At 62.6% G+C, this 13,147-nt stretch carries 8 protein-coding genes, 3 pseudogenes and 1 other annotated feature; of the genes and pseudogenes, 7 read left to right on the forward strand and 4 right to left on the reverse strand.

Translation table 11 applies throughout. The annotated features are described in order from the left end of the window. The 4 genes and pseudogenes from A1351_RS25670 to A1351_RS24165 all read left to right on the forward strand — a co-directional run. Positions 1–218: hypothetical protein (locus tag A1351_RS25670; RefSeq protein ID WP_245291700.1), on the forward strand; the 218-nt coding region annotated here is incomplete at its 5' end. A gap of 118 nt (positions 219–336) precedes the next feature. Next, positions 337–1,593, forward strand: coding sequence for a glycosyltransferase family 2 protein (locus A1351_RS21095; RefSeq protein ID WP_256388654.1), 1,257 nt, complete (start codon positions 337–339; stop codon positions 1,591–1,593). A 185-nt stretch (positions 1,594–1,778) separates the two neighbouring features. Continuing rightward, positions 1,779–2,780, forward strand: a complete 1,002-nt coding sequence (locus A1351_RS21100) for a glycosyltransferase family 2 protein (RefSeq protein ID WP_024881720.1) — start codon at positions 1,779–1,781, stop codon at positions 2,778–2,780. A gap of 302 nt (positions 2,781–3,082) precedes the next feature. Beyond that, a pseudogene (locus tag A1351_RS24165) lies at positions 3,083–3,673 on the forward strand (transposase); the annotation flags it as partial. After that, positions 3,373–3,489 (forward strand) — a sequence feature (AL1L pseudoknot). (Overlaps the previous pseudogene by 117 nt.) 33 nt (positions 3,674–3,706) lie before the next feature. Here the strand turns inward: A1351_RS24165 and A1351_RS21110 are convergent. After that, positions 3,707–4,102 (reverse strand): annotated as a pseudogene (locus tag A1351_RS21110) (IS6 family transposase); the annotation flags it as partial. Positions 4,103–4,260: 158 nt separating this feature from the next. Beyond that, positions 4,261–5,388, reverse strand: a complete 1,128-nt coding sequence (locus A1351_RS21115; RefSeq protein ID WP_245291702.1) for a LysR family transcriptional regulator — start codon at positions 5,386–5,388, stop codon at positions 4,261–4,263. Between A1351_RS21115 and A1351_RS21120 the strand changes: the two genes are divergently transcribed. From A1351_RS21120 to A1351_RS21130, 3 genes are read left to right on the forward strand one after another with little or no spacing between them, the layout of a single operon-like run. Then, positions 5,380–8,601: an efflux RND transporter permease subunit gene (locus A1351_RS21120; protein WP_026598254.1), complete on the forward strand. Its 3,222-nt coding sequence runs from the start codon at positions 5,380–5,382 to the stop codon at positions 8,599–8,601. The genes A1351_RS21115 and A1351_RS21120 overlap by 9 nt on opposite strands. After that, complete coding sequence (locus tag A1351_RS21125) at positions 8,588–9,787, forward strand: efflux RND transporter periplasmic adaptor subunit (protein ID WP_024881723.1); 1,200 nt, start codon at positions 8,588–8,590, stop codon at positions 9,785–9,787. Before A1351_RS21120 ends, A1351_RS21125 begins: the two co-directional genes overlap by 14 nt. A 23-nt stretch (positions 9,788–9,810) precedes the next feature. Further along, positions 9,811–11,379 (forward strand): efflux transporter outer membrane subunit, encoded by a 1,569-nt coding sequence (locus A1351_RS21130; protein ID WP_256388653.1) that lies wholly within the window; start codon positions 9,811–9,813, stop codon positions 11,377–11,379. A gap of 141 nt (positions 11,380–11,520) precedes the next feature. On the opposite strand, the gene A1351_RS21135 is transcribed toward A1351_RS21130, so the two are convergent. Further along, on the reverse strand, positions 11,521–12,543 hold the full coding sequence (locus A1351_RS21135; RefSeq protein WP_024881725.1) for a c-type cytochrome: 1,023 nt from the start codon (positions 12,541–12,543) through the stop codon (positions 11,521–11,523). Between the two features lie 388 nt (positions 12,544–12,931). Next, positions 12,932–13,086, reverse strand: a pseudogene (locus A1351_RS25945) (ISL3 family transposase); the annotation flags it as partial. Positions 13,087–13,147: the final 61 nt, after the last annotated feature.

The raw sequence follows: 13,147 nt of genomic DNA on the forward strand, positions 1-13,147 counted from the left end.
TGGCTTTCGGCTGCCTCAATCGACGGCTGAGGCGCGACGTCGAGCGCGTCCGCCCGATCATCGAGGCGCCTCCCGTAGACGCTCGATCGTCCGACCTGAAGACCGGCGTCGTCAACCTGCCGGCCATACGCCAGCAGTATGGGCGGAACTTCGGAATTTCGGCTGTCCCTTACCGCGAGCCGACGGTCAGCGCCGGATCGCCGATGTTGCGACGTTGAAGTCGCTGCTCTCGCATGGACGCCGGACGCGATCCGGGCGGGGGCAATCTGAAGGGTAGAGTTGGTCATGTTGGAGAATTTTGCGCAATTCCAGAAGGTAGAAGATGGCGGCAACAAAATGCGCCATCTTTCGAACCCGCGCGCGTCCGGCCACAATCTCGTCGGCCTCTTGCCGTTGGTCAGCATAATCATCACCAATTACAATTATGGGCGATTCCTGCGCGAAGCGTTGGATTCGGTCTTCGCTCAGACTTATCCGCATATCGAATGCCTCATCGTCGACGACGCCTCGACCGACGATAGCGATATCGTCCTGGAGAGCATTCGTCGCCACGAACCGCATGTTCGCATCATATCCCACAAGGACAATCTGGGGCAGACAACCGCGTTCAGAACGGGCCTCGCGGCCAGCTCCGGCGAATATGTCGTCTTTCTGGACGCCGACGATATGCTCCTTCCAGCCTTCGTCGAGACACATCTCTACGTTCATCTCTCGCTACGGATCGCGATTGGCTTCACCTCGTCGGATATGTTCCAGTCGATCAATGGTCGCATCGTCAGATCGTCCTGGACCACCCTCAGCGATTACGTCGCGTCAGGGCGCGGATTGCGCAAAGAGCGCCTGCGTCGTATCGACACCGCCGCGAGCGACCTTTGGCCATTCGAGCACGCGCCACTCGACGATGTCGAATCTCGCGTGCACTTCGTGGGCCCGCTCAGTTCGGAGGATTGGGTCTATGCGCCGACGTCGGGGAATTGTTTCAGGCGAGACGCTCTGACGTTGCTTCTCGGCGATGGTCCTCTCATGGATCTTCGATTCCACGGAGATACTTATCTGAACAAAGGCGTGCGGCTTCTAAACGGCGCCGCGCTCATCGATGCGCCCCTCACCATTTATCGAATCCACGGCGGAAACGGATTCGCGAGCCATGCGGAACTCTGCGGAGTCCATAGCGCGGCGCCCTTCAAGGCTTTCAGGGCCGAGTATTTCGCTTGGCGCGCCGTCGTGGATCGTCTGATCGACCACGTCGACGAGCTCGCGGAGCGCCTGGGCGTGGATCGCTATGTCGGCGCGCTCGTTTGCTTGCAAAACTCCTATGCGGACCATCCAGACTTTCAGCAGTTCGAGAGTCTCGTGCGATATATCGAAACGCGACTAGAGACGCGGGCGGATTCAATTCGCGCCTGCCTCGGACCGGAAGCGTTTGTACACTTATCGACGAGCGTCAAACGCGTCCGCAAGCGGCGAGTCCAGGTGAAAAGACGCGCGCCGCGACCCTGGATACGACCTTTGGCGGAGCTTTTCTTGACGATGGGGCGCTCGATGAGCCTCGCGGCGCTGACGAAGTTCGGCGATCGACTGTGGCATTGCTGAGAGTCGATCCGTATCGTCGGCCGGCTCCCTCGCAAATTTCTAATGGTTATGATCACCGGCAACAGAGCAGCCGGAATAGCGCAGTGATCGCCGCGTAAGCTGTGTCATTCATTACACGCTCGTCGCGTCCATAATCAAAATATGCGACAAAATCGGGCAGAGTTCCCGAGGAGACAGTTCAACTGATGGACGATGTGAGGATTTTCATACCGACTCGCGACAGCGAAAAGTGGATTGCTGGCTTTCTGGACGCGTATCGCGAAGCCGGCGTCGAGCCTTTGTATGTCGTCGACTCTCGCAGCGCCGATCGGACGCTCTCGATCTTGCGTGAAAAAGGAGCCGACGTCATCGAATTCCTGCCTTCTGACGACTTTGCGGAAGCCGGGATGATCGAATTCGGCGCGAGGAGCGCGGGAACGCGCTGGGTGTTGCGCTTCGATGACGACGAATTTCCGTCACGGAGCCTTTTGAACTGGATAGGGAACAAATCGAATTTCGCGGGCTGTTCAGCATGGTCGATTTCGTGTCGGGAATTGAGCTGCTTCGAGGGCGAACTGGTCTATTCGCAGTGGCCGACTCGAACCGATATCTCCGATGGAGTTCACTTCAATGGGATGGCCCGCCTATGGGAGGCGGCCAAAGTTTCTTACGTCGAAAAAATACATAGCTGTGGCTTTGAGGCCCCATCGAAATTAGGACAGGCTCCCGATGGAGTGTTTTTTGCGCATTTCAACAACGTGCTCCGGAGCCTGCCGGAAAGGCTCGCGAAGATAAGGCGCTATGCCGAGCGGGACAGGTCTCTAGCGTGGCGCTTCGCCGACGAATGCCTCCCCGAGTTGACCGACCCGGAACTTCACGCCTTTACTTCGGAAGGCATAGAAGAGTTCCGGGAGTTCGTTCACCGTCTCCTGCGCCCAGGGCTCGTCCGCGACGACTGCTTGAGCCCCGATGAACACCGATTGCTCGCCGCCGAATCGCAGCGCTGGATGGCTGAGGTCATTCGAGCGGCGCGAGGAACGATCGCGCAACATCGCGAAGAAATCGGGGCGCTACGTACGACTGTTCCTTTATTCGAATCCGGAATTCGTATCATTGCCGAGCTCACTTGCACCATTGGTCGACAGACAGGCTCCCCGGCGCTCCAGAAGCGGGGAGCCGCCTTGTGGAATATTTCGCGCAAGCGATAGACGGGGCGCGGCTCGAAATCGTCGTTCGTTCGGCTGCGGTGCAAATTGAGGAAAGGACAAGCGATCAGGTTCGGCATCTTGCCGGGGATCAGGCAGGGTTCTGTCGCAAATTTTTGATGCGGATCTGGGCTGGGCTATAATGACTGGAAGCGGGCCGCGCGGAATAGCGGGATGAACGAGTTCTAGGTCAGCCACTTCGAACATGATGCGATCCCGTGGGGCGTGCGCTGGTATGTCGACTACCGAATCAGCTGAACCGCGCCGGGATTGCCGGAGGCTCCAACTCTTGATTGGATGGGGCCATGGATACGAAGAAGAAGACATCGAACAGATTTTCACCTGAGGTTCGAGAACGGGCAGTTCGGATGGTGCTGGAGCACCGGGGCGATCATGCGTCGCAATGAGCGGCGATCGCCTCGATCGCGGCGAAGATCGTCTGCACGGGCGAGACGTTGCGGAACTGGGTCCGCCTGGCGGAGCGCGACTCGCGCGCCCGCCGTGGCGCGACGACGGATGAGCGCGAGCGGATCAAGGCGCTGGAGCGGGAGAACCGCGAGCTGCGGCAGGCCAATGAGATCCTGCGCAAGGCGTCGGCTTATTTTGCGGCGGCGGAGTAGGACCGCCGCACGAAACAATGATCGCCTTCATCGACGCTCATCGGGAGGCGCACGGGGTCAAGCCGATCTGCAAGCTGTTGCCGATCACCCCTTCCACCTATTGGGCGCACGCGGCGCGCCGACGCGACCCTGCGAAAGCCTCGGCCAGAGCGCGCCGGGACGCGGTCCTTCGCAAGGAGACGGCGCGTCTTCGACGAGAACTTCCAGGTCTATGAAGTGCGCAATGTGTGGAAGCAGTTGGAGCGGGAGAGCGAAAAGCTCGCGCGCCGCACGATGTGACGCCTGATATCCATCGAGCGTGATTTTGCACGGCGGCCGTCCGTGGTTCGTGAATGCACGACGGAAAAACGCTTTGGCGGCGGCGACATCTCGCTTCGCGCGCAGCAAACAATCCACTGCTTTTCCCGCCTTGTCGACGGCGCGGTAGAAATAGACCCACCGCCCCTCGATCTTGACGTAGGTCTCATCGACGCGCCACGATCCGCCGACTTGGCGCGCGAAATGGTTCCACCGCTTTTCGAACTCCGGAACGTAGCGCTGAACCCAGCGCATAATGGTCGTATGGGCCAACGACAAACCGCGCTCCGTCATCATTTCCAAGAGATCTCGGAAGCTGAGCTTGTATCGCAAATGCCAGCGCACGCAGAAACCAATGATTTCGCGATCGAAATGGAGTCCTTTAAAAAGATCGTCCACGCTCAGCATCGCCCATAACCCCAGCGTCCGGTTTCGCCCACGGAAGGATTATGTCGCGCTCACGCCATGTGCACCAGAACCAGCGCGGTGACCAGCGCGCTCCCCCGCGCGAGAGTGGCCTCCGAACGCCGTTGCGGATGCGCCCCGGACGACGTCCGTGTCACGCATCATTTCATGGCTTTCGCCCGTTCGCCGCACCGAGCCTCCATTTCTGCGAAGACTCGTTCGATCCACTCGATCACGAGCTTGATGCGCGCGAGATGCTTCAAATCGGATCGAACCAATAGCCAGAGCTCTCGCGTGAGGACGGACTCGGCTCCACTGAGCCGTACGAGACCTTCGTCATGGTCGCCCACGCAGATCGGCATGAGCGAGCGACCCAAGCCGGCGTGCACGGCATTCATCGCGAGATCGGAGTCGTTGACGATCAAGCCCGGGCCGAGGTCGGGCTCCTGCTTCACGGCCTCGGCCAGCCAGCGCGCGAGCGGCAAAGCGGACAGGCTCTCTTCGTAAGTGACCCAGGGCAGCTTTTCCGTCGAGTATCCAACGGCTCCGAAAACCCCATAGGGGAGCTCGCAGATGCGGCGGGCGACGAGGCGATAGTCTTGCTCGGGTCGGGCGAAGCGCACGGCGATGTCGATCTCCCTATCGCCGAGATCCAAGTTTCTCGGCTCGGAGACGAGGTGCAGCTGCAATTGAGGATGAGCCCGCAGAAATTCCGGGAGCGCCGGCAGCAAGATCCGATTCATGATCAGAGCCACCGAGGTCAATCGCACCGTTCCCGCGGCTCTGTCGTCCAGGCCTGTCGCGACGCTTTTGATGCCGCAGACGCCCATTTCGATTTGCTCGGCGTGCCGGAGAACCTCGTGACCCGTCTCCGTGAGCAGCAACTGCCCATTGGCGCGCTCGAACAGACGCGAGCCCAGAGCGCGCTCGACGCGGGCCACTCGGCGCGCGATCGTCGTTTCGTCGACGTGCAACTGCCGCGCCGCGGTAGCCAGACGGCCAGTCCGCGACAGGACAATGACATAGCGAAGATCGTCCCAATTCAGATTCTGCATTTTTGCAGACTGCTCCTGCAAAATCACTTCTGGCAAGGCAAAATTGTCGGTGCTAGCTTGCCCCTGGTCAAGGTGCGGCGTCGACGCTTTTTTCAACGGCTCGCCGAGCCGCCGGACGGATTCGATCCGCTCGGCGGGCGGAGGCGTCGCGTCGCCGATAGGCCCAAGCGTCGAATCCGTCGGCCGCCCAGCGCAGGCCGCCGTTTGTCCGACAAGGACTTCGAAATGCTCCAACTCGTGCTGATTGCTCTGCGGCGCCCCTACACTTTCGTCGTGGCGGCGGTTCTCATCGTCATACTCGGCGCTTTGGCGATTTTCAGGACGCCGGTCGACATATTTCCGGCGGTCGGCATTCCTGTCGTGTCCGTGATCTGGACCTATGTCGGGCTTTCGCCGGACGATATGTCCACCCGCATCCTCTATCCTTACGAGCTGGCGCTGACGGCGCTCGTCAACGACATCGATCATGTCGAATCACAGAGCTACAATGGCATCGGCGTCAACAAGATCTATTTTCAGCCGAAGGTGAAAATAGATCTCGCGCTGGCGCAGGTGGGCGCGGCAGGCCAGACCGTTTTGCGCCTGCTCCCTCCGGGTGTGCAGCCGCCACAGGTCATACTGTTCAACGCATCGACCGTGCCGGTCATCCAAATCGCTTTTTCGAGCGCCACGCGGACCGAGGCGGAGGTCGCCGACGCCGTCTACACGCTCATTCGGCCGCCGCTAACCACGGTGACCGGCGCCGCGGTCCCTTTTCCTTACGGCGGCAAATCGCGGCAGGTGCGCATAGACCTCGACCAGGAGAAGCTGCTCGGGCTTGGCCTCACGGCGCAAGACGTGGTGACCGCTGTCGAACGGCAAAACCTCATCATTCCCGCCGGCACCCAGAAAATCGGCGACTATGAATACGCCGTCCTGATCAACGACGCGCCTGCAGACATCGCCGCGCTGAACGATTTTCCGATAAAGCGCGCCGATGGCGCGATCGTCTATTTGCGCGACGTCGCCCATGTCCACAACGGCAACGCGCCGCAAACTAATCTCGTGCGCGTCGATGGCGCGCCGGCTGTGCTGCTGCCCGTGCTGACCTCTGGATCGGCGTCGTCGCTCGACGTGATCAACGGCGTCAAGGCGATGCTTCCACGATTGAAGCTCGCGCTCCCGGACGGGATCGAAATGACAGTGATCGGAGACCAATCCGCCTTCATCAGCGGAGCGGTCGTCAGCGTCGCGCGCGAGGCGGCGATCGCGGCCGCACTCACCGGCCTCATGATCCTGCTCTTTCTCGGCAGCTGGCGCTCGACGATCATCATCACGATCTCGATCCCGCTCTCCATTCTCGCCGCCCTCTTCGCGCTGTCGGCGCTCGGCGAAACCGTCAATGTGATGACGCTCGGCGGTCTCGCGCTCGCCGTCGGCCTCCTCGTCGACGACGCGACCGTCACGATCGAGAATGTCAACCGTCACATGGAGGCGGGCGAGGCGATCGACGACGCGATCATCAAGGCGGCAAAGGAGATCATCACGCCCGCCACAGTGTCGCTGCTTTGTATCTGTATCGTGTTCGCGCCGCTGCTGCTTCTCGGCGGCGTCGCCGGCTATCTGTTTCGTCCGCTCGCCGAAGCCGTCGTCTTCGCGATGATCGCATCCTACTTTCTGACCTACACTCTGGTCGAGACGATGGCCCGCTATTTCCTGAGCGCGCAGCAACGTGAGGCGCTGCGCGAGGCGAAATACGGCCCGGCCCGGCGCGGCGTCGTCCTCGCGACGTTCACGCGCGCGCAAATCGCGTTCGAAAGAGGCTTCGAAAGATTGCTCGACGCTTACGCGCGCGTGCTCCAACTGGCGCTTGCGCGCCCGAAGGCTTTCGTCGCTATGTTCTTCACGGGCGTCGCGCTCTCATTCACGCTGACCCCCTTTCTCGGACGCGATTTCTTCCCCGAGACGGAAAGCAGCTCCTTGCGGCTGCATGTCCGCCTCCCCACGGGAACGCGTCTCGAGCAGGCCGGCGTTCTCTGCGACCGGATCGAAGCCGAAATCCGCGACGCTCTGCCGCATGGTGCGCTGACGAGCATCGTCGACAATATCGGTCTGCCGATCTCGGGCATCAATCTGAGCTACAATAACTCCGGCACCATCGGCACGAACGACGCCGATCTGACGCTGAGCTTCGATCCCGAGAAGGTCGCCGATGCGGGGCCCTTCGCGGAATTATTGCGCGAGCGTCTGCCACGCGCCTTTCCCGGCGTCGTCTTCTCCTTCCTGCCGGCAGACATAGTGACGCAGATCCTCAATTTCGGCCTGCCGGCCCCGCTCGACATTCAGATCTCGGGAAGCAAGCGCGACGAAAACCTCGCCTATCTGCAAAAGACATTGGAGCGAGTCGCCCGCGTGCCGGGGGTCGCCGACCCGCGCATGCAGCAGGCGGGCGATTTGCCCACGCTCCACGTCGACGTTGATCGAACGCTCGCGCAGGAGGTCGGACTCTCGGAGCGCGACGTGACAGTCTCCTTGCAGACCATGCTCGCCGGCTCGTTCCAGACCTCGCCGGCCTTCTGGCTCAACGTCAAGAGCGGCGTCTCCTATCCGATCGTGACGATGGAGCCGCAGTTTTGGAACACGAGCCTCGACGCGCTGGCGAGCAAGCCGGTGGCGGCAGGCGAGGGACAACAAATTCTCAGCGGCGTCGCCTCGATTCGGCGCGGCTGGAGTTCGGGCGTCGTCACGCATTTCAACAGCCAGTCGGCGTTCGACATCTACGCCGGCGTGCGCGGCCGCGACCTCGGCGCGATCGCGGACGACGTTCAAAAAATATTGGACGACACCCGCAACGAAGCGCCGGCGGCCTCCAATCTCGTGCTGCGCGGCCAGATCGCCACGATGCGCAGCGCCTATGCGGATCTGCTGCTCGGCCTCGTCCTGTCGATCGTGTTCGTCTACCTCATCATCGTCGTCAATTTCCAATCCTGGCTGGACCCGTTCTTGATCGTCTCCGGCCTGCCGACGGCATTGGCCGGCATCGTCTGGATGCTCTTTTTGAGCGAGACGACCATATCCGTTCCGGCGCTGACCGGAGCGATCATGTGCATGGGCGTCGCGACGGCGAACAGCAATCTCGTCATCGCCTTCGCGCGCGAGCGGCTCGATGACGGCGACACTCCGCTCCATGCGGCGGCGGCGGCGGGCGTGACGCGCTTTCGCCCCGTCATCATGACGGCTCTCGCGATGATCATCGGCATGGCCCCGATGGCGCTCTCCGCCGAGCAGAATGCGCCGCTCGGTCGCGCCGTGATCGGCGGGCTGACCTTCGCGACCATGGGCACACTGTTGTTGCTGCCGGTCATGTTCAGTCTCGCGCATGGCTTCCTCATGCGCCGCAGAGCGCAGCGCACGCAAGGCGACAAGCCGGAGAACACGCACTTGGAGCAAGCGAATGTCGCACCCTGAACCGCCTCACCTCCATCCGCCGGACCCACTGGCGCAGGCGGAGCTTTTGCGTAGCCTGCGTCCGAGAGTCCTCGTCGCCATCGGCGTCATTCTCGCGCTCGCCACCTTCGGCGTCGTCTCGCGTCGCGCACGCGACGCCGAGCTCGCGCGCGTGACACAGGAAGCGGCGGTTCCTACTGTCGATTTAATTACGCCGACGCTCTCGACCGCCACCCAGGAACTCGTGCTGCCGGCCAATGTCGAGGCCTTTGTCGACGCGCCAATCTATGCGCGCGTCAACGGATATCTGAAGAGCTGGGCCTATGACATCGGCGCGCAGGTCAAGGCCGGCGACGTGCTGGGCGTCATCGACGCGCCCGACCTCAACCAGCAGGTGGAGCAAGCCAAAGGCCTGTTCGCGCGCAGCAAGGCGGAGCAAAATCTTGCGCGCGCGACGGCGAAGCGCTGGACCACGCTCCGTAACGAGGCGGCGGTCTCGCCCCAGAGCGCGGACGAAAAGACCGGAAATCTCGAGGCGGCAGCCGCCTCGCAGAATGCAGCTCAGGCCAATCTCGACCGGCTCGTCGCTCTCGAAGCCTATCTCAATCTGACATCGCCTTTCGACGGCGTCATCACAGCGCGCAATGTCGACGTCGGCGCCTTAGTGGACGCCGGCGCCGGTCGGCGCGAGCTGTTTCGCGTCGCCGACATTCACAAAATGCGCATCTATGTCCGCGCGCCGCAGGCCTATGCGGCGAAGATCACGCCGGGGCTGACCGCGCGGTTGACGCTGCCGCAATATCCGACGCGGGAATTTTCGGCGAAGATCATGACGACCGCCAGCGCGATCGCCGCGAGCTCCAGAACCCTGCTCGTGCAATTCGAGGCGGACAATCCCGATCGCGCGCTGCTGCCGGGCGCGTTCGGACAAATCAGGATTTCGCTTCCTCCCGAGGGGGCGCCACTGCTTCTGCCGGCGAGCGCGCTCGTCTTCGTCAATGCGTCGCCGCAAGTGGCGACCGTCGACGAGCGCGGCGTCGTGCGCATGAAGACCGTCAAGATCGCTCGCGATCTCGGACCTTCGCTCGAAATATCGGCGGGGCTCTCCGAGACCGACCGCGTGATCCGTACGCCATGGCAATCCGTGCATGACGGGATCGCGGTGAGAATCAAGGACCGCGAGAGGAAGGAAACGCAGGCGAGATGAGATTTTTGCGTCGATTCCTCCTGATGACGGCGTGCGTATCTTTGAGTGGTTGCGACCTCGCGCCGTCCTATGTCGCGCCGACGGTGGAGACCCCGGCGAGCTTCAAGGAAGCAAAAGGAGGCGGGCCTGCTTTCGCCGAGAAAAAGCGCGCCCTCTCGAGCGATGGCGGCTTGCAATGGTCCGCCGCCGATCCCGCCGATCTACGTCCGAGAGGATCGTGGTGGCGAGCGTTCCAGGACACGCGCCTCGACACGCTCGAACGCGAGCTCGACCAACTCAATCCAGATCTCGGCCAGGCCATGGCCGCGATGGACCGGGCGCGCGCATTGGCGGCGAAAGCAGCCGTGGGCCTCTCGCCGACCCTGACGGCGAGCGGCCAACTGACCGAGAACAAAGAATCGCAGCACCGCCCGCTTCGATTGGCCAACTCTTATCCGAGCGGCTCCGACTTCGCGCGATCGGCGCAGTCCCGTGGCCTGCCCATAAATGCGCCGACCTTTTACGGCGACAATCAGCTATCGATGCAGTCGAGCTATGAGATCGATCTTTGGGGGCGCGTCCGTAATCTTGCGGCCGCAGGCGTCGCGCAGGCGCAGGCGTCCGAAGCCGATCTCGCCGCCGTCGCCTTGAGCCTACACGCCGAGCTCGCGCGCGACTATATCAACCTGCAAGGCGCCGATAATGAGATTGCGCTACAGAAGCGCATCGTCGCTGCCTATGGCCGCTCGCTCGCCCTCGTGCAGAAACGTGTCGGCGGCGGCATCACCTCGCCCGCCGACGTGACGCGCGCGCAGACCCAGATCGGCTTCGCGAAGGCGCAGCTCTCCGAGATAGAGGCGCGCCGCGCGCTGCTCGAACATGCCGTCGCCATTCTCGCGGGCCACACGCCGGAGAGCTTTTCTCTGCCGTCATCGCAGACGCGCGTCGCTGCTCCGACGATTCCGCTCGACGCTCCGTCGCAGCTGCTCGAGCGCCGCCCCGACATCGCCGCCGTCGAACGGCGGGTCTATGGCGCCAATCTTTCGATCGGCGTCGCGCGCGCCGCGTTCTTCCCACGCTTCACGATCAATCTTTCCGGCGGAACGCAAGACACGGGTCTCAGCCTCTTCAACGCGCGCAACAGCCTCTGGTCGCTCGGGCCAGCCGTGACGCTGCCGATCTTCGACGGCGGCGCGCATTCGGCCGATCTGCACGACGCCGAGGCCGCCTATCTCGAGGCCGTGGCGCATTACCGGAGCGTCGTCCTGCGCGCCTATGGCGAAGTCGAGGACGCGCTCGCGCTCATTCGCTATTTCGATCGTCAGGAAAAGGATATCGCCGCAGCCGTCGTCGCCGGCAATAAGACGCTCGATATCTCGCTGAAGCTCTATGAGGAGGGCGTCGTGACCTATGTGGAGGTGGTGACGGCGCAGTCCGACGCCTTCGCCGCGCAGCGTCAGGCGATCGCATTGCGCACGGGACGCCTGCAGGCGGCGTTGTCGCTGATGACAGCGCTCGGCGGCGGTTGGAGCCGCCCGGTCTCTCCGCCCCCCGTCGCGGAGTCGCCCTGCGCTCCGTGCGAAATGGCGACGCAGGCCGCGACGAAGTCCTAGCGCGCGCCGAAGAACGCGCGTGACAGCGGAGGGTCGTGACGGATCGCGCCGTCTCGGCCTCCCCCGATCATTCTCTCGCTCGCTGTTCTCGACCTCGGCGTTCGGCGTCTTCCTATCGGCCCTTCGACGCTGCCTGGCCGCTCAAGGACCAGTCTGTCCGCCGGCCTTCGAACGCTTCATCGCTTCGAGCTTGTCGCGGATCGGCTGAAATGGGCCAAATTTGTGCTGGGACAGAGAGAACCCGTCGACATAGGGTCCATATCCGGCGTCGACGAATTTCTCGACGCCGACGGGAAAATCCTTGTCTATGCCGACCTTGTGCGGCCGATCCATCGAAGCCATATACGCCGCTATGTCCCAAGCCTGCTCGACCGTCAGCGCCGGATGATCATAGGTCGCGCCGAAGGGCATGTTCGCGTGGATGAAATTCGCCGCGGCGATCAATCGTCCCATGCCGGCGCCGTCGTTGAAGCTGTCCAAACCCCATAACGGCGGAAACTCATAGCCCTCGGCGTCGCCGACGACGCCTCTGCGCTTGCCCAGTCCGTCGGCGCCGTGACATGCGGCGCAATTCTCGGCGAAGGCCTTCGCGCCCTCCTTCGGATCGGCCGGGCGCGTCAGCTCGGCCATTTGGCCAGCGCCGCGCCCTACTTTCTCCGCGCCGGTCGAAAGAAAAGCGATATAGGCGACGATCGCGTTCATCTCTTTGGAGTCGACGGGCAGAGGTCGACCGTCGAGGCTGCGTGTCAGACAGCCGTTGATGCGGTCCTGGATCGTTTCGATCGCGCCTTCACGCGCCGCATAGCGCGGATATTCGCGGAAGACGCCGACCAAAGGAAGCCCATGCGGCTTCGCGCCGGCTTCGAGATGACAATTCTGGCAAGACAGATTGTTGCCGGCGAATCGGCTCTGCGGATCGCGGCTCTCCGGTCCGATATGCTTATAAGTTTCGACGATGAGGGCTCGGCCCATTCGCACCGCGCGGCCCCAAGAATCGTCTGGGAGCCGGTCTATATCGGGCGCGATCCTGGCCGCATCTCGGGTCGGCGTTTCCGCCCGCTCGGCGGCGATCGCTTTTTCGGAAGCGCGGGCTGACGCCTCGATGAGTCCGACACAGGACAGAGCCGCCACTATGGCGAAGGCGCCGGCATTAGGACTATTCACTCTACCTCCTCGGCGCTCTTTTCTCGACTTTTCGCCGCCCCTCCGTCGCGGTCAGACGATGCGCGATCGTCGGGATCGCCGCCCCGGATCACTTTCTGGGATGAATGTCTTCGCGTGAAAAAATAGGCAACTAAATTTTCGATTAATGGGGCGCGCGAGCGCCGGTTGCGTCGCAAATTTTGTCTGCGGGCGCGACACGGGCGTCCGAGAGTGACGCGGCTCGGTCGCGGTAGGACGGGGGTTGCCCCACGCCCCCCCCGGCGCCGGCGCGCGCCTTCAGGTCTTTGTGGATTTCGATGAGCTCGACGAGAGTTTCGATGCCGAAGTCGGTGAATGCAAGAACGCCGTCGTCTCCGATGCCGTAGACCCAGATGACGCCGTCCTCGGTGTCCATTTCGAGAGCGACGAGCGCGGATCGTATGCAGCGCATCGATTTGCGCACGGTGCCGAGGAAGGCGGCGCTGGCGTTTCCATCAGATGCCAGCGGTCGGCAACCTGAAGAGCGCCGGGAAGCGCCCTGCTGGCGGCTTTGCGCTCGCCGCCAGCAGGGCGCTTCCCGGCGCTCTTCAGGTTGCCGACCGCTGGCATCTGATGGAAACGCCAG

The organism is Methylosinus sp. R-45379 (assembly GCF_001644125.1).
Taxonomy (GTDB): Bacteria; Pseudomonadota; Alphaproteobacteria; order Rhizobiales; family Beijerinckiaceae; genus Methylosinus.